General features: G+C 61.2%; 17 protein-coding genes. 10 read left to right on the top strand and 7 right to left on the bottom strand.

The annotated features are described in order from the left end of the window. Positions 1-50 precede the first annotated feature (50 nt). The 3 genes from ATE48_RS09900 to ATE48_RS09890 all read left to right on the top strand — a co-directional run bounded on the left by ATE48_RS09900 (position 51) and on the right by ATE48_RS09890 (position 3,742). Positions 51-2,330, top strand: coding sequence for a primosomal protein N' (locus ATE48_RS09900; RefSeq protein WP_083197274.1), 2,280 nt, complete (start codon positions 51-53; stop codon positions 2,328-2,330). Positions 2,331-2,399: 69 nt separating this feature from the next. After that, a complete protein-coding gene (locus ATE48_RS09895) occupies positions 2,400-3,182 on the top strand; it encodes an SDR family NAD(P)-dependent oxidoreductase (RefSeq protein ID WP_066770820.1) in 783 nt (260 codons plus the stop codon). A gap of 170 nt (positions 3,183-3,352) precedes the next feature. Next, positions 3,353-3,742 (top strand): hypothetical protein, encoded by a 390-nt coding sequence (locus tag ATE48_RS09890; RefSeq protein ID WP_156767716.1) that lies wholly within the window; start codon positions 3,353-3,355, stop codon positions 3,740-3,742. A 51-nt stretch (positions 3,743-3,793) separates the two neighbouring features. Here ATE48_RS09890 and ATE48_RS09885 read toward each other — a convergent pair whose 3' ends face one another. Next, a complete protein-coding gene (locus tag ATE48_RS09885; protein ID WP_066774821.1) occupies positions 3,794-4,042 on the bottom strand; it encodes a helix-turn-helix domain-containing protein in 249 nt (82 codons plus the stop codon). Positions 4,043-4,171: 129 nt separating this feature from the next. On the opposite strand from ATE48_RS09885, the gene ATE48_RS09880 reads away from it, so the two are divergent. Next, on the top strand, positions 4,172-4,642 hold the full coding sequence (locus ATE48_RS09880; protein ID WP_066770813.1) for a nuclear transport factor 2 family protein: 471 nt from the start codon (positions 4,172-4,174) through the stop codon (positions 4,640-4,642). 2 nt (positions 4,643-4,644) lie between these two features. On the opposite strand, the gene ATE48_RS09875 is transcribed toward ATE48_RS09880, so the two are convergent. From ATE48_RS09875 to ATE48_RS09860, 4 genes are read right to left on the bottom strand one after another with little or no spacing between them, the layout of a single operon-like run. Continuing rightward, complete coding sequence (locus ATE48_RS09875; RefSeq protein WP_066770810.1) at positions 4,645-6,042, bottom strand: hypothetical protein; 1,398 nt, start codon at positions 6,040-6,042, stop codon at positions 4,645-4,647. Positions 6,043-6,087: 45 nt separating this feature from the next. Further along, positions 6,088-7,446, bottom strand: a complete 1,359-nt coding sequence (locus ATE48_RS09870) for an MATE family efflux transporter (RefSeq protein ID WP_066770809.1) — start codon at positions 7,444-7,446, stop codon at positions 6,088-6,090. A gap of 12 nt (positions 7,447-7,458) precedes the next feature. Continuing rightward, positions 7,459-7,998, bottom strand: a complete 540-nt coding sequence (locus ATE48_RS09865; protein WP_066770807.1) for a hypothetical protein — start codon at positions 7,996-7,998, stop codon at positions 7,459-7,461. Positions 7,999-8,011: 13 nt separating this feature from the next. Further along, positions 8,012-8,821: a TerC family protein gene (locus tag ATE48_RS09860; RefSeq protein ID WP_066770805.1), complete on the bottom strand. Its 810-nt coding sequence runs from the start codon at positions 8,819-8,821 to the stop codon at positions 8,012-8,014. 83 nt (positions 8,822-8,904) lie between these two features. Here ATE48_RS09860 and ATE48_RS09855 point away from each other — a divergent pair, with 83 nt between their 5' ends. Then, positions 8,905-9,369 (top strand): SAM-dependent methyltransferase, encoded by a 465-nt coding sequence (locus ATE48_RS09855; RefSeq protein WP_066770802.1) that lies wholly within the window; start codon positions 8,905-8,907, stop codon positions 9,367-9,369. Between the two features lie 3 nt (positions 9,370-9,372). Further along, on the top strand, positions 9,373-10,182 hold the full coding sequence (locus ATE48_RS09850; RefSeq protein WP_156767715.1) for a hypothetical protein: 810 nt from the start codon (positions 9,373-9,375) through the stop codon (positions 10,180-10,182). Here the strand turns inward: ATE48_RS09850 and ATE48_RS09845 are convergent. Continuing rightward, the gene (locus ATE48_RS09845; RefSeq protein WP_066770791.1) at positions 10,165-10,407 is read right to left on the bottom strand and encodes a hypothetical protein; all 243 of its coding nucleotides are present in this window, start codon (positions 10,405-10,407) and stop codon (positions 10,165-10,167) included. The two genes, ATE48_RS09850 and ATE48_RS09845, sit on opposite strands and share 18 nt — an antisense overlap. Before the next feature lie 67 nt (positions 10,408-10,474). Then, positions 10,475-12,184, bottom strand: a complete 1,710-nt coding sequence (locus ATE48_RS09840) for an MFS transporter (RefSeq protein WP_083197273.1) — start codon at positions 12,182-12,184, stop codon at positions 10,475-10,477. Between the two features lie 218 nt (positions 12,185-12,402). On the opposite strand from ATE48_RS09840, the gene atpH reads away from it, so the two are divergent. The 4 genes from atpH to ATE48_RS09820 are packed head-to-tail and all read left to right on the top strand — an operon-like array spanning position 12,403 to position 15,820. Then, positions 12,403-12,963 carry an ATP synthase F1 subunit delta gene (atpH, locus tag ATE48_RS09835; RefSeq protein WP_228126570.1) on the top strand — a complete coding sequence of 187 codons (561 nt, stop codon included), beginning with the start codon at positions 12,403-12,405 and terminating at the stop codon, positions 12,961-12,963. Between the two features lie 14 nt (positions 12,964-12,977). Continuing rightward, entirely contained in the window at positions 12,978-14,513 is a 1,536-nt protein-coding gene (gene atpA, locus ATE48_RS09830; RefSeq protein ID WP_066770789.1) for a F0F1 ATP synthase subunit alpha, read from the top strand. Between the two features lie 9 nt (positions 14,514-14,522). Continuing rightward, entirely contained in the window at positions 14,523-15,401 is an 879-nt protein-coding gene (locus ATE48_RS09825) for a F0F1 ATP synthase subunit gamma (RefSeq protein ID WP_066770783.1), read from the top strand. Then, positions 15,401-15,820 carry an Ohr family peroxiredoxin gene (locus ATE48_RS09820; RefSeq protein ID WP_066770780.1) on the top strand — a complete coding sequence of 140 codons (420 nt, stop codon included), beginning with the start codon at positions 15,401-15,403 and terminating at the stop codon, positions 15,818-15,820. Before ATE48_RS09825 ends, ATE48_RS09820 begins: the two co-directional genes overlap by 1 nt. The last annotated feature ends 1 nt before the right edge of the window (position 15,821 follow it).

Raw genomic sequence — 15,821 nt, 5'->3', positions numbered from 1 at the left:
GCAACATCCGGCGCTTCCACCGAATCCTTAGAGCCCCTAGATTCAGGGCGATGAGTTCAATTGCCCGCCGTCGCGCCTTGGATGCGCTGAAGCGCACGCGCACGACACCTCCGCTTGGCCCGTTGTTTTCGGTGGCCGAGGAGGGCGCCGGCGACGATGGGGATACGCTCGACAAAGTTGCAGTGCTGTTTCCGCTGCCACTGCCTGAACCCTTCGATTATCGGGCGGCGTCTTCGCTCAATGTTCAGCCCGGCCAGCACGTGATCGCGCCGATCGGATCGCGCCTGGTGCGTGGTGTGGTCTGGGGAGTGGAACGCAATCACCCTGGCGCGGCCAATTTGAAGGCGATCGAGGAAGTCTTGCCGGGCACGCCTGTGCCGGAAGTCAGTCGGGCCTTCGTCGAGTGGGCGGCGAAATATGTCGTGCGACCGCCGGGCGATCTTTCTCGCATGGTAGTGCGTTCGCCTGAGGCGCTCTTCCCGCCACCGACCCATACGGTGATCGCGCCAAGCGGCGAACCGCCGCCGAAGCTGACGGATGCGCGCCGCCGCGTCATGGAAGAAGCCGCCAAAGAACATGTGAGCGCCGCTGAGCTTGCGCGTCGCGCTGAGGCGTCCTCGGCCGTGGTGAAAGGGCTCGTCGATTGCGGCGCGCTGGTGAAGCTGGAGATCAGTGAAGATCCACCGTTCCCAAATCCCGATCTCGCGCGTACGGGCAAAAATCTTTCCGCCATTCAGCTCGCTGCGGCGGAGGAGCTTTGCGTATCCGTCCGTGAACATAAGTTCCATGTCGCGCTGCTCGACGGCGTCACCGGTTCGGGCAAAACCGAAGTCTATCTTGAGGCGGCTGCCGAGGCGCTGAAGAGCGCGCCGAACGCACAGGTTCTGGTGCTGCTGCCGGAAATAGCGCTGACGCAGGCCGCGATGAGCCGGTTTGAGGCGCGCTTTGGCGTGAAGCCGGTTGAATGGCATTCCGCAATCCAACAGAAGGCCCGCCGCCGGGCTTGGCGCGAGATCGCCGCCGGCCGCGCACGGCTCATCGTTGGCGCGCGTTCGGCGCTGTTCCTGCCGTATCCAAATTTGCGTTTGATCGTGATCGATGAAGAACACGATCCTTCCTACAAGCAAGAAGAGGGCGTCATCTATCAAGCGCGCGACATGGCTGTGGCGCGCGCCAAGCTTGGTGATTGCATGGTTGTGCTCGCTAGCGCGACGCCTTCGCTCGAAACCTTGGTGAACGCCCAGGCAGGTCGCTACGCGCACGTGCAATTGCCTTCCCGACACGGCACGGCTGAGTTGCCGGACGTTGAGCTAGTCGATTTGAAGCTTGATCCGCCGGAGAAAGGGCGTTGGCTTTCGCCAAAGCTTATCACCGGCGCCGCACAGGCGTTGTTGCGCGGCGAGCAGTCGCTTTTCTACATGAACCGCCGTGGCTATGCGCCGCTGACTTTGTGCCGGGCGTGCGGACACCGCATGCGCTCGCCCGACAGCGATTCATGGTTGGTCGAGCACCGGTATTCGGGGCGTCTCGTCTGCCACCTCACGGGCTTTTCGATTCCGAAGCCGAAGGAATGCCCTGAGTGCAAGGCCGTCGACGCCTTCACGTCGATCGGGCCAGGCGTTGAGCGGATCGAAGAAGAAGTACGCGATAGCTTCCCAAACGCGCGGATTGAAATCTTCTCGTCTGACACAACGCCCAATGGCGACGCCGTGCGCGATCTTGTGGCGCGTATGGAGAACAATGAGATCGACATTCTCATCGGGACGCAGATTGTAGCCAAGGGTCACAACTTCCCGAACCTCACTTTCGTCGGTGTCGTTGACGCCGACCTCGGCCTCAAGGGCGGCGATCTTCGTGCGGGTGAGCGCACGTTCCAACTCGTCAGCCAAGTCGCCGGCCGCGCAGGTCGTCACGAAAAGCCGGGCAGGGCGCTCATTCAAACCTACGCGCCACATGAGCCCGTGATGCAGGCGCTCGCCGCGCAGGACCGCGATGCCTTCTTCGCCGCTGAAGTTGCCGAGCGCGAAGCCGCCGGCATGCCGCCTTACGGCCGCCTCGCGGCATTGATCGTCTCCGCGCCGGACGAGAAGCTCGCAGCCGAAGCTGCGAAGACGCTCGGCGAAAAGGCGCCGCACGTTGAAGGCCTGGATCTCTGGGGCCCAGCGCCAGCGCCGCTCAGTGTCATCCGCGGCATGTATCGCCACCGCTTCCTCGTCCGCGCCAATCGCGGCGTTGATGTCAGCGCGTTCCTCGCAGCGTGGTCGGCTCGCGTGAAATTGCACAGCGCGGTGCGGGTGCAGATCGACGTAGATCCGTATAGCTTCCTCTGAGAAGGCGAACGCACGCAAGGGAGACGCCAAGCGTGTTGCCGGATCAGGCTGTCGCGGCAATAGTGCGCCATGACCTACAAACCATTTGATCTCACCGGCCGCGTGGCTCTCGTTACGGGCGGCAATGGCGGCATTGGCCTTGGGATGGCGGATGCGTTGGCGCAAGCTGGTGCGAGCGTCGAGATTTGGGGCACCAACGCCGAAAAGAATGCGCGAGCGCTGGAGAAGCTCAAAGCGCACGGCACGAAGGTGAACGCGCGCATCGTCGATGTGTCGACCGAGGCAAACGTCGTCCTCGGGTTTGACGCGATGCTGGCGCAGTTCGGCCGCGTCGATGCCTGTTTCGCTAATGCCGGCGTCTCCAATCGCTGGAAATCCTTCCTCGACATTGGTGGTGAGGACTATCGGCGCGTCATGGCGATCAATCTTGACGGCATGATTTGGACGATGCGCGAAGCGTGCCGTCATATGAAGGCGCGTGCAGAGAAGGGCGATCCAGGTGGCTCCATCGCTGCCGTGGCGAGCCTAGGTGCGCTCTTTGGCGCAGCGCGCAATCAGGACTATACAGCAACGAAGGCTGCTATCATCTCGGTCACCAACGGCATTGCCGTCGAGTTCGCGCGATATGGCGTGCGCGCCAATGCGATCCTGCCGGGTTGGATCGCGACGGATATGACTGGCACCGCACAAGAGAATGATGGCTTCACGACGCACGTGATTGGCCGCGTTCCCTACAGGCGCTGGGGCAAGCCGGATGAATTCGGCGGCGTCGCGGTCTATCTCGCCAGCGATGCCTCAAGCTTCCACAACGGCGACTCGATCCTCATCGACGGCGGTTACTCGAAATTTTGATACGCGCTTTCCTTGTTGCGCTGGCAGCGTTGATGCTGCCAGCTTGCGCGCACGCGCAAGACGGTCGCGTCGACCGAAGCGAAGCCCCTATTGTGCGCGCGACGGCGAATGTGATTGTGCAGGCGCTACCTGATAGCAGCTATCGCGAGTGGGGATATCGATGGGATGCGATGAGCGCACGGATCTCACGCTTCGTGCATTGGCATATCTTCGAACCGGACGCGCGTGATCGTCCTGCCGAGGCTGTCGTTTGGCGGAACGGATGGGTCGACGCTTCGGGCGCCCAGATCGGCGTTTCGGTGTTTGGCGACGATCGGGCGGTGACGGCGCTGTCGTTTGAGTATGATGAATTCACTAGTCTCGACTTGCTGGACGCGTTGCGGGATGCGGGTGCGGCAGTGTCGTTCCAGGCGGACTATGAGAGCTATTCGGAATACGTCGTGACACCGCTCGAGCGCGAAACAGGCCTTCTAACTCTGCGCCACATCTGCACGTCGGCGCGATCGGCTGCGGCTCAACGTTGCCATAACGTCGCCGAACTGAGATTTGCCCTGGAATAGTTAGACGTCGTCATCGCCCGTCACACCGCCTTCGCCCTCAAGGCGCAGGAGCTATTTGACGTCCTTACGTGTAAAGCGAAGCCGAACGCCGATACCCAAATCATCTTCGTCCAAGAAGACCGCACCGGCGCCCTCAAGCGCCTGCCGAAGTGCGGCTTTTGCTTCGTCGCCCGGATCGACATCGCCGGTCTCAAACGCACGGATCGCCGATTTTGCGATTTCCGACGTTGCCGCAAGTTGTGCCCGCGGCCATTGCACCATGGAGCGCGCTGCGCGGCAGAGGGGATCGGTGATCTCCATGATGATGCTCCGAGATTGGTGCGAGAGCATGGCTCACACGCGGGCGCCAGTGAAGTCCGCAAACGGCCAGCCAAATAGGCATCGATTGGGCAGGATCTAAGCGTCGATCCAATCCTGGAGACGCCCGAAATGTCGATGATTTTTGTGGCGCGCGGCATGGCCGTTGCGCTTGGAGCCTTGTTCATGTCCGGAATAGCCCACGCCACCCCTGAGCAAGATCGGGCCGCGGTCGCGGCGCTCGATACCGAATACCAGGCCGCAGTTGAGCGCAATGATGCCGAAGCCATGGCGCGCATTCTGCACCCAGAGATGATCCTGGTTGTCGGTAGGGGCCAAGTGTTTACGCGCGAGGATTTGCTTCGTTCCGCGCGTGAGGAAGAATTCTTCTACGAGCATCAGGTTGAAGAAGAGGGCACGCAGACGGTGCGGCTTTACGGAGATGATACGGCGATCGTAACGGCTCTGCTCTGGCTCAAAGGCACTGGGCCGCAAGGTCCGTTCGATCGCCGCCTGTGGTTCAGCGACACCTATGTGCGTACGCCAGAGGGCTGGCGTTATGCGTTCGGTCAGGCGTCGATCAATTTGCCTCCGCCTTCGTGAACTCAATTCGCAGGCGCCGGTGTTGAGACCTCCCTCGCCAGCGCTGGCGCTTCGCTTGGCGCCAGAGCAGCAGGCGGGGTGTAGTTCACACGCGAGCCAAAACGGTAGCTGTCGAGGTACGGAGCGTCGGCGATCTCGTAACCGTAGAAGTTTGCGGCGGCGCCACAGACGAACGTGTCGCCGTTGCGATATTCGGCTGCGTGCACGCGGGCGGCAAGATTTGGCGCCGTCGCCAGTGCGGTGCGGGCCGGATCGAGCGAAAGATCTATGCGCGGCGTCGCCGTGCCGAAACCAAATGAGCCGGCAAACACGACATCGCCTTCCGCGATGTCGAAGGTGGGTGACCCCATGCACAGCGACGTCACGTATCCGGCGGCGCCGACAAATCCACTGAGTCGCCAGCGTCCCGGCGGCACGCGCGCGATCACTGTCTGCTCTTTGGGTCCGGAGATGAACGCCGTCGGCACGATCGCGCTGACGAAGTCGACCGTGTCCTCCTCCGCGCCTGGGCGCATCAAGATCACGCCCGAGCCGTAGAGCAGGCCGTGCACGCGCACGATCAGAAGTGTTGAATTCTCAGGCAGGCGAGCGACGTCGCGGGGGCGTACGGCGTTGGCGACATCGCCAGGACCGACGAGTTCGGCAGTGGCGCGCTCCTGGATCGCTTGGCGCTCAGCTGCGTCGCGCCGGTCACCGCTATGTTCGGCTTCGATAGCGTTGCGACGCGCGTCATATTCTTCTCGCGTTTGCGGGCCGCTGCCAGGACGGCGGCGGCGCGCGTTGCGTTCTTCCGTTGTTGCGGGAGGAGAGATGTAGGCGCTGCTTTCCGGCGGCAGGGCTTGAATGCTGAGTGAGCGCGCCTGTGTGTTGGTTGGGTACCCATACAGAGCTGACGAGGCCTGCGCGATTTCGTTGCCGAAGACGCGTGCAACTTCACCTTCCGGCGTCTCAGCGCCAACGAGCGGCGCGAGCTGGGTCGCGAGTGATGCTTGATCCAGGGTGTCGAGTTCAGCGCCGCGCGTTTCGCTTAGGCGCACAACGCGCCAGCCGCGCATGACCATGCAGTTTTCGTAGTGCGGATGGAGGGCTCGTCGTTGCGCGATCTGTTGCTGCCCGCTGGCGATCGCGGCTTCGGTAAGTGCGCCTACCAATCCATACGCAGCGCCAGCGCCGCTCGATTGATAAGGCTGCTGCATCGCGATGACTGAGCTGTGGCAAGCTTCGAGGTCTGCTTGTTGATCCGCAAGCGTTGCGCCCGCGCGGTTGAAATAGGTGATGCCCGAAACCGGGAGCACGATGGAGGTTGCGCCCGGCGTTCCGACCGAGACGAATTGAGCGTGCGCCGGTGTCGCAAGGCCGAGCGCGACTGCAAGTGCGCCAGCGTACAGTTTCGATTTCATGTGAACCTCCCCTGAGAGAAGGTTAGCCCGAAGTTTGCGGTGCGCCTAGTGGGCCGGAGCCTCTGTCAGTGGAGTGAGCTTGCGTTTGAATGTTCTGAACAGCAGCCAGATCACGAGCGCGCATTGTGCGACCACTGATGCAACTGAAAGCAGCCACACATGATACAGCGTGAACCAAGGTTGCGCCGACATCCAAAGCGCCGGGACCACAAATGTAATCATGCGTGTGGCGCTAGCGAAGAGAGACGGGCGCGTGTCACCCATGCCTTGGAAGAGGCTGCTCGCAGACATGACCAGTCCACTGAAGACGAAATTCCATGAGACGATCTGCAGATAATCGTTGCTGATCGCCAAAACGCGTGGATCGTCCGTGAACGGGCGCGCCAAAATGCCTGGGCTAATGTGACAAAGCGCACTTAATGTCAGCATGATGCCGCAGCTGATCAGCGCCGTCGTGTTGAACGTCTCGCGAACGCGGTCATAGCGCTTGGCCCCGAAATTCTGCCCTGCGATTGGGGCGGCGGCGAATGCGACTGCCATAGCCGGGAGGAAGACTGACTGCATGATCCGGCCGCCGATGCCGAATCCGGCCTGCGCCTCCGCGCCGAAATTGCGGATCACGAAATAGATCGCGATGAAGATGACGAACATCATCAGGAATTCGATTGAGGTTGGCAGTCCGATGAAGATGATGCGTCGCCACGCATCGAATTTTGGCTTCAGGGAATTGAGGTGAAGCCGGAGATATTTCTGCACGCGCGCAAACATGAAGGCGAGTGCGATCGTGCCGATCAATGCCGCGATCGAACTTGCCCAGCCAGCGCCCGCCGCGCCAAGCGGTACGCCTGTGCCCCATCCAGCGATCAGAACTGGCGCCAAGATCGCGTTCAGCACGATCGTTGCGGTCTGAAGCACCATCGTTTCCATGGTGACACCCGCGCCGCGTAGCGCCGATGTCATCGCCGCCACCGGAAACATCAGCGCCAGTTGCGGTAGGAACGCGAAGAGATAGGCGCGGCCGGCGGCGGCGCTCGCTGTGTCCGCCGTCAGTGCATCGACGCCAATGCCGCCGAATGCATAGCCCGCGACAAGCATCACTGCGCCGAACAGGAGCGACATCGAGATGGCTTGATCGGAAAAGAGGTTGGCTTCGGCCTCGTCCCTTCTTCCGACGGCTTGCGCGACTGTCGCCATGACGCCGATCGATATGAGTTGGCTTGCCGCTAGCGCGAGGAAGAAGACATTGCCCGCTGCCGAGACGCCGGCGATGGCGGCGCTGCCCAGGCGTGAGACGAAATAGAGATCGACGATGAAATACATCGTCTGGAAGATGAGGCTGATGCCGATGAATCCGGCCATGCTGAGCAAATGTCCGGCGATCGATCCCTGCGTCAGATCCCGCACGCGATTGGTCCTCTAGCCGCGTCGGAAGTGGAGCCGTGCGCACACCGCGTCCGGCGAATAGGGCAGTGCTTCAACTTGCCCATCCGGCCGCGTTTCGAACTGGATTGGTTCGCGCAATCCTACGAAGCGCGTTGTGCCATCGGGTGCATCGTAACGGCCGATAGCGGCGGGGCCCTGCGGGCCGCAAAAAAAGACGGCTGACGCATTCGAACGTTCACCGCCCACGGGGTAATAGAGCGTCGTCGACTCTTGTCCCTGCAGGCCCATGATCTGCGCGAGCGGACCACCCGCCGCCTGTGCGGCAAGATCATTGTTGGTGTGGTTGGCTTCTTGGAACGTCAGCGTTCGTCCGTCAGCGTGACGAAGCGCGAGCGTGACGATTGGGTCCATGCCTTCGCCCGCGTCTTGTGTGCGCAACGTCTCGGTCACCGTCTCGCCGACGGCGAGCGAGGTTGAAGCGTCGGCGGCGGTAAGTTGCGCGATTGTTCCTGCACTTGGCGGCGATGCGCACGCGGCAAGAGCCAAGCCGACTACGAGAATGACCTTCTTCATGTGAGCCTGTCTCCTAATGTGCGGCGGGCGTATCCGCTTTCGGCGTCTTTTTCTTGGCCGCGTTCCGCGACAGCATGTTTAGGCCTTCGACCAAAGCAGAGAATGCCATCGCGGCGTAGATATAGCCCTTCGGCACGTGAACGCCGAAGCCTTCAGCGATCAGCACCATACCGATCATGAGCAGGAAACCGAGCGCGAGCATCACGACCGTCGGGTTCTTGTGGATGAAGTTTGCCACTGGATCGGCGGCGAGCATCATCACCGTAACCGCTACGATGACGGCTGCGACCATGATTGGCACATGGTCAGTCATGCCGACAGCCGTGAGGATCGAGTCGATCGAGAACACGATGTCCAACAAGATGATCTGAAAAATCGTTGCGCCAAAATTGGCGACGACGACCTGCTTCTTGTCGAGCACATCGTCGGTGGGGACAGGATCGACGCTGTGGTGAATTTCCTTGGTCGCCTTCCAGACAAGGAAGAGACCGCCGGCGATGAGGATGATGTCTCGCCACGAGAACGCCGTCTCGAAAGCCGGGTTGCCGTGGTCGTCGATGCTGCCGACGATGCCGAGATCGAGGACGGGCTGAACCAAAGTTACGATCACCGCGATCGTAGAGAGCAGAATGAGGCGCATGACGAGCGCCAGGCCGATGCCGATACGGCGGGCGCGGCCACGCTGCGCTTCCGGCAGCTTGTTGGTCAGGATTGAGATGAAGATGAGGTTGTCGATACCGAGAACGACTTCCATCACGATCAGCGTGATCAATGCGGCCCAGGCGGCCGGATCCGCAAGAAGATGACTGACGTCCCAATCCATTCGTAATTTCCCTCTGCTTCGCGCAGGATGTAGGGGATTGCCGCAGCGCCGGGAAGTGCGACCCTGCGGACGAGGAGCCGACGATGAGAGCCGAAGTGTCTGCTATCGCAACGGTTCGCTCGCCGCGCAAAGATTTGACCGACGATTTCTGGGGCGCGGTCGACGCCCAAATCGTGCTGGCCGACCGTTTCGATGAGGCCGCGTTTTATGGTCTCTCAGATTTCAGCCACGTCGAGGTGTTGTTCCTGATGCACCAGGTCGATCCAGCGAAGGTCGAGAAGGGCGCGCGGCATCCGCGTGAGCGCCCGGACTGGCCCCTAGTCGGCATTTTCGGTCAGCGTGGGAAGGCGCGACCGAACCGGATTGGGCTTACGCGTGCAACGATCGTGAGCGTTGACGGACGGGTGCTGACGGTGCGCGGCCTCGATGCAATCGACGGCACCCCAGTGCTAGATGTGAAGCCGTGGATGGATGAGTTCGCGCCGATAGGCGCCACTCGCCAGCCGGCATGGGTTACTGAATTGATGCGCGACTATTTCAAGGACTGATGCGTGCAACTTCCTATCCTCAGAGCGTTGGCTTTGGTCGCCGTTGGCAACGCCGCGATCGGCGGCCGTGACGTCTCGACCTTCTTTCCGGCAGACCCGCTGTTTCGCTATTCCGCCTCTTTGGATTTCATGACGCCCCGCGATCGGGGCGCTTTGCGGCGTGTCTCCGATAATCCCGCCGATTGGTTTGGCAAACTGAAGTCGCGGCGTTGCAGCGGGCTGCGTTTGCACAACTCGCCCATGCAGCAAAGTCAAAAGCTCGGTCATATCGAAGAGCGCCTGCTTGTCGGTATGGTTGGCGGCGGTCCGCGCTGGCTGATTGAAGCTGTCTACCCAGACCATTCCGAAATCTGGGAAGGCTTTGATCGCATCGGTGACGAGAAGGCGGCCGACAAGAAGATTTGGCTGAGCGCCTACGTCCTCGTCGGCGAAGCGGTGCTGGACGAAAAGATCGATACCGGGATCGCGGCTGCATCGTTGGACTTGCGCGACGCGTTGCACGTGATCGAAGGCGTTGCGCGCGCCATTCCGGGCGCGCCTTTCGCGGATGTGTTTGTCGCCGCGCGCGGAACGCTGCAAGGAAAAGACCTTCCGTATCCGCTCGAATTTTTGCGTTACACGCAGATGAAGCCGGAAGCGGTGCGCCTATTAAAGGCCGCTGGGCGCGCCTGGGTGTTCGGTGCGATGGGCAGCTGGAATGACGTCGGCGTCGATGCGGCCATGAAGCCGCGATACGAAGCTGCGTCGAAGGCGCTTTTTAGCGCATTACAGCGCGCGGTTCTTGTCGCTGCAAACTCAACTTATCGCGGTTGAAGGCTCAAGCCCGATCTCAAGCAAGGCTTGATACATTTCGTCGGCAAAGCGGATGAGCGCGACACCACCTTTCGCTTGTGTCTTTGCCGCCGACATTTCGACGAGCGCAGCGCCCAAATCCGCATCATCCGCGCCAGTGACCGCTTCGAGCACACGCGCACTGGCGTGCCCAAAGCGGTCAAGGGCGCTGGTGAGGGCCAAGGCGGCGTGGGGGATCGCCGTCATGTGGAGAACCTACACGAGCAGGTTTAAGGTCTCGTTCAGAAAGCTGGTGAATGCGTAAAAACCATGGTTACGCGTGAATATCGCGATCCTTGGTTTCCGGCAGGAAAAAGAGCGTCACCAGCGCCGCGATCGCCGTGAAGATCGTCGGGAACCAGAGTCCGTTGTAGATCGAGCCGGTCGCCGTATTGATCGCGAACACGATCGCCGGCAGCAAGCCTCCAAGCCAGCCAACGCCTATGTGATAAGGCACTGAGAGCGCGGTGTAGCGAATGCGTGTTGGGAAGAGCTCAACCAACGCCGCCGCCTGCGGTCCATAGAGCGCGGTCGCAGCGACAACGAACAGCGCCATCATGAGATAGACACCAAACTTTTCGCTGAACACGCGGGCGATTTCCTCGAAGCTCCAGTTCTGCATCGCGCCGGGGGCGTGTGCAGGGTAGCCGGCCTCGTTGAGAGCTGGGCGCAAGATCTCGGTTTCGAAGGCCGTGCGCGTTGCCCGGATCTCCGAATTGGATTGACCGACCGCGCTGACGCTCTCGACTTCAATTTGTCCAATGCGAATGCGCGCGAGCGCGCCAACCGGACCCGCTTCAGTTGAATAGCTGACACCGGCGCTAGTGAGCGCGCCTTTGGCGATGTCGCACGATGTTGAGAATTGGCGGGCGCCGCCTGTGAGATCGAGTTGGAAGGTGCAATCGGCTGGATCGGCGATCACTGTCACGGGCACGTTTGCTGACGCGCGCGCCAGCTCCGGATTCCCTTGTTGCGTTATGAAGTGATAGCCGGGAAAGTAGAGCGCCAGCATCAGCACGATGCCGGCAAGCATCACGGGCTTGCGGCCGACTTTGTCCGAGAGCCAAGCGAAGAAGATATAGAGCGGCGCCGAAAGCGTGACCGCCGCAATCATCAGGAGGTTCACAGTCAACGAGTCGATCTTCAGCGTCCGCTCAAGAAAGAACTGCGTATAGAAAGAGCCCGTGTACCACACGACGCCTTGCGCCATGCAGACGGTGAAGAAGGCGAGCAGCACAATCTTCAGATTGCGCCATTCAAAGAAGCTCTCGCGATAGGCGGCCTTCGAGACCTTGCCTTCGTCCTTGAGCTTCTGAAACGCAGGGCTCTCTTCGAGCTGCAGCCGGATCCAAACCGAAATCGCCAACAGGCAGATCGAGAGAAGGAATGGGATGCGCCAGCCCCACTCACGCAAAGCGTCTTCACCAAGAACCGCGCGGGTGATCGCAACGACGCCCAGAGCGCCCACGAGTCCAAACGCGGCAGAGGTTTGAATCCAGCCGGTCGCTAGTCCACGCTTTTTCGGGTTGGCGTGTTCGGCGACGTAGATCGCGGCGCCGCCGTACTCACCCCCGAGGGCAAAGCCCTGCAACACCCGGCAAGTTACCAAAAGGATCGGGGCCCAGATGCCGACGTGCTCTGCGGTGGGCAGGAGGCCGATTGCGAAGGTCGCGATGCCCATGATGGTGATGGTGATGAGGAACGCACCCTTGCGTCCGGCGCTGTCGCCGATCTTGCCAAACACCAGCGCTCCAAGCGGGCGCACCACAAATCCAACTGCGAACGTGAGGAGCGTGAAAACAAACGCTTGGGCGTCCGGCAGGCCAGCAAAGAAGATCGGTGAAATCACCGATGCGAGCGCCCCGTAGACGAAGAAATCGTACCACTCGAACACCGTTCCGGCGGCGCTCGCGAGCACCACTTGGCGCATCTTTTCGGGCGATACTTCATGGCTGCTCTGCGTGGGCGCCTGTGCGTCGGTCATGCGTTTGTTTCCCCCCGCCTTATGAGGCGCTTTTGTCGCTGATCCGCCGTTCTCGGGGCCGGTTGTCAAGCCGGAACGCACCGTGTTACTTCGCGCGCGCGTCAGGGGGTCCGCGCGGTCGTGCGCAGCGGCCCGCTGGCGTTTGGGTTTTCCCCAATCGGCGTGATCCAAGCAGCGGGTGACCAGCGGTCGCCGGCCGTGTGAGCAGCGAGACTGGTGTGGCTGATAGAATTCATGGCGAGGCTTCCGAAGCGGCCCGGCGCTATGCGCAGGCAATCTTCGATTTAGCTAAAGAAGCCAAGCAGTTAGATGCGGTGGAACAGGACTTCTCGAAGTTCTCAACCGCCTGGCGCGAGAGCTCTGAGCTCCGCGATGTGGCCCGCTCGCCACTCATCGACCCTGTGGATAAGGCAAGGGCCTTGGTCGCGGTGGCGCAAAAGCTGGGGCTTTCGGACCTTGGCCGTAAGGCAATCGGCACTGCCGCTCAGAATCGTCGCGCCGCCGAATTGCTGGCGATCGGTTCCGTCTTCCGTTCGCTTGTCCTGCGTGAGCGCGGCGCCCGGCAAGTCGAAGTCATTTTCGCCCGCCAGCCGGGTGACTCAGAAAAGAACGCCGTGGTCTCGGCGCTGGGCGAGAAGCTCGGTGCAAAGATTGAAGCAGAAATCAGCGTCGATGAGAGCTTGATCGGCGGGTTCATCGCCCGCGTAGGCTCCCACCAATTCGATGCATCCGTAAAAGCCAAGCTGGACGCGCTGCGTCTCGCTCTGAAATCCGCCTGAGAGGGAACGAACACATGGACGTCCGCGCCGCAGAAATTTCCGCAATCCTCAAAGAGCAGATCAAGGGCTTTGGCTCTGACGCGAAGGTCTCAGAGATCGGTCGCGTTCTGTCCGTTGGCGACGGTATCGCGCGTGTTTATGGCCTCGAGACGGTTCAGGCCGGCGAAATGGTGGAGTTCCCGGGTGGCGTGAAGGGCATGGCCCTCAACCTCGAGCGCGACAATGTCGGCGTCGTTATCTTCGGCGAAGACCGCGGCCTGAAAGAAGGTGACACCGTAAAGCGTCTCGGCGAGATCGTGGACGTTCCCGTTGGCAAGGCGCTGCTCGGCCGCGTGGTCAACGCGCTCGGCGAACCTATCGACGGCAAGGGCCCGATCAAGGCAGAAGCGCGCGCTCGCGTGGACGTTAAGGCGCCGGGCATCATTCCTCGTAAGTCGGTGCACGAGCCGATGCAGACGGGCATCAAGGCGATCGACGCGCTGATCCCGATCGGCCGTGGCCAACGCGAATTGATCATCGGCGACCGCCAAACCGGCAAAACCGCCGTCGCGCTCGACACGATGCTTTATCAACGTGACGCGCACGAGCGGAACGCCAGCGAGACCGAAAAGCTCTACTGTGTTTACGTCGTCATCGGCCAAAAGCGTTCGACCGTCGCTCAGCTCGTTAAGACGCTAGAAGACAAGGGCGCGCTGAGTTACTCGATCGTCGTCGCCGCGACCGCGTCGGAATCGGCGCCACTGCAATTCCTCGCGCCGTTCGCAGGCTGCGCCATGGGCGAGTATTTCCGCGACAACGGCATGCACGCGCTCATCATTTATGACGACTTGTCGAAGCAAGCCGTCGCCTATCGTCAGATGTCGCTGCTGTTGCGCCGTCCGCCGGGCCGCGAAGCTTACCCGGGCGACGTTTTCTATCTGCACTCACGCTTGCTCGAGCGCGCCGCGAAGCTGAACGAAGACAACAAGTCGGGTTCGCTGACGGCGCTGCCGATCATCGAAACGCAAGCGAACGACGTTTCGGCCTACATCCCGACAAACGTGATTTCGATCACCGACGGCCAAATCTTCTTGGAAACGGACCTCTTCTTCCAAGGCATTCGACCGGCGCTCAACGTCGGCATCTCGGTCTCGCGCGTCGGCGGCAGCGCTCAGATCAAGGCGATGAAGCAAGTCGCCGGCCCGCTGAAGGGCGAACTGGCGCAGTACCGCGAAATGGCGGCGTTCGCGAAGTTCGGTTCGGATCTCGATACCGCGACGCAGCGTTTGCTCAACCGCGGCGCGCGCCTGACGGAATTGCTGAAGCAACCGCAATTCTCACCGGTGCCGGTCGAAGAGCAGATCGTGCTGATCTACGCCGGTACGCGCGGCTATCTCGATAAGATCGAAGTTGGCGATGTCGTCCGCTTCGAGCGCGAGCTGATTGAATGGCTGCGCGCCAAGAAGGCTGACCTTTTGAAGTCGATCGTCGATAAGAAGGACATCGGCAAGGACGGCATCGAAGACAAAATCAAGGCCGCCCTCTCTGAGTTCACCGCGACCTTCGCCTAAGGGGCCCAGATGCCGAGCTTAAAAGAGTTCCGCAATCGCATCGCCAGCGTGAAATCCACGCAGAAGATCACCAAGGCGATGCAGATGGTGGCGGCCGCGAAGCTGAAGCGGGCGCAGAGCCAAGCCGAAGCGGCGCGGCCTTACGCCAGTCGCATGGCCCGCGTCATTGCGAACCTCGCGGCGGCGGTTTCGGGTGAAAGCGCGCCGTTGCTGCTGCGCGGCACCGGCAAGGATCAGGTGCACTTGCTGGTCGTCATGACCAGTGAGCGTGGCCTTTGCGGCGGTTTCAATACGCAGATCGTCCGCGCCGCGCGCGAGAAGATCGACGAGTTGCTGCGCGCCGGCAAAACGGTGAAGGTTCTCGCCGTTGGCAAGAAGGGCCGCGATCAGCTGAAGCGTCTGCATAGCGAAAAGATCGTGCAGTACGTGGATCTTTCGGCCTACCGCAACATCGGCGCCGATGCCGCGCACGTTGTCAGCGAAGCCTTGCTCGATCTCTTCAAGGCGGGCGAGTTCGATGTCGCGACGATGTTCTTCTCGCAGTTCAAATCCGTGATCAGCCAAGTGCCGACGGCGCTTCAGCTCATCCCTGCGCGTGCGCCGGAAGGCGTGCGCCCACCGGATCTGAAGGGCGCTGTCTACGAATACGAGCCGAGCGAAGAAGAAATTCTCGAGGCACTGCTCCCGCAATATCTCAACGGTCAGGTTTTGCAGGCGCTGCTTGAAAACCAAGCCGGTTTCTATGGCGCGCAAATGAGCGCTATGGACAATGCCACGCGCAACGCCGGCGATATGATCCGCAAGCTGACGCTCCGCTATAACCGTCAGCGCCAAGCCAACATCACAAAGGAGCTGATCGAAATCATCTCCGGGGCGGAGGCTCTCTGATGGCGAACCCGCTTTTCACCACCAAGGCTATTTCCAAGGGCGGCCGCGCGGGCGGCAAAGTTGCGCTCGCAAATGGCGGTCCGTGGTTTCACACCGAGCACGACAAGGCGCTCGGCGGATCGGGCGAGGGTGCGAACCCTGAGCAATTCTTCGCGCTTGGTTACGCCAATTGCTTCAACGGCGCGGTGCTGTTCGTGGCCTCGCAAAAGAAAATCGACGCATCGAAGGCGACCGTGACGGTCGAGATCGGTCTCAGCAAGGACGAGACGAGCTTTGCTCTGTCAGCGAAGCTGGGTCTCGCGGTGCCGGGTCTTGATCGTGCGCAAGTGCAAGAGCTGCTCGAAGCCGCTCACCAAATTTGCCCGTACTCGAAAGCGACGCGCGGCAATATCGAGGTCGAGTTGGTGGTCGAAGGATAAT

The sequence above is a fragment of the Candidatus Viadribacter manganicus genome (assembly GCF_001679665.1).
GTDB lineage: Bacteria > Pseudomonadota > Alphaproteobacteria > Caulobacterales > Aquidulcibacteraceae > Vitreimonas > Vitreimonas manganica.
Note: the sequence above shows the minus strand (reverse complement) of the source record. Positions and strands in the feature narration are given on the sequence as shown.

Bases quoted from the DNA above. Each gene is read 5' to 3' on its own strand.
- ATE48_RS09900 (WP_083197274.1), top strand. From the start codon at position 51: ATGAGTTCAATTGCCCGCCGTCGCGCCTTGGATGCGCTGAAGCGCACG.
- ATE48_RS09895 (WP_066770820.1), top strand. From the start codon at position 2,400: ATGACCTACAAACCATTTGATCTCACCGGCCGCGTGGCTCTCGTTACG.
- ATE48_RS09890 (WP_156767716.1), top strand. From the start codon at position 3,353: ATGAGCGCACGGATCTCACGCTTCGTGCATTGGCATATCTTCGAACCG.
- ATE48_RS09885 (WP_066774821.1), bottom strand. From the start codon at position 4,042: ATGGAGATCACCGATCCCCTCTGCCGCGCAGCGCGCTCCATGGTGCAA.
- ATE48_RS09880 (WP_066770813.1), top strand. From the start codon at position 4,172: ATGTCGATGATTTTTGTGGCGCGCGGCATGGCCGTTGCGCTTGGAGCC.
- ATE48_RS09875 (WP_066770810.1), bottom strand. From the start codon at position 6,042: ATGAAATCGAAACTGTACGCTGGCGCACTTGCAGTCGCGCTCGGCCTT.
- ATE48_RS09865 (WP_066770807.1), bottom strand. From the start codon at position 7,998: ATGAAGAAGGTCATTCTCGTAGTCGGCTTGGCTCTTGCCGCGTGCGCA.
- ATE48_RS09860 (WP_066770805.1), bottom strand. From the start codon at position 8,821: ATGGATTGGGACGTCAGTCATCTTCTTGCGGATCCGGCCGCCTGGGCC.
- ATE48_RS09855 (WP_066770802.1), top strand. From the start codon at position 8,905: ATGAGAGCCGAAGTGTCTGCTATCGCAACGGTTCGCTCGCCGCGCAAA.
- ATE48_RS09845 (WP_066770791.1), bottom strand. From the start codon at position 10,407: ATGACGGCGATCCCCCACGCCGCCTTGGCCCTCACCAGCGCCCTTGAC.
- ATE48_RS09840 (WP_083197273.1), bottom strand. From the start codon at position 12,184: ATGACCGACGCACAGGCGCCCACGCAGAGCAGCCATGAAGTATCGCCC.
- atpA (WP_066770789.1), top strand. From the start codon at position 12,978: ATGGACGTCCGCGCCGCAGAAATTTCCGCAATCCTCAAAGAGCAGATC.
- ATE48_RS09825 (WP_066770783.1), top strand. From the start codon at position 14,523: ATGCCGAGCTTAAAAGAGTTCCGCAATCGCATCGCCAGCGTGAAATCC.
- ATE48_RS09820 (WP_066770780.1), top strand. From the start codon at position 15,401: ATGGCGAACCCGCTTTTCACCACCAAGGCTATTTCCAAGGGCGGCCGC.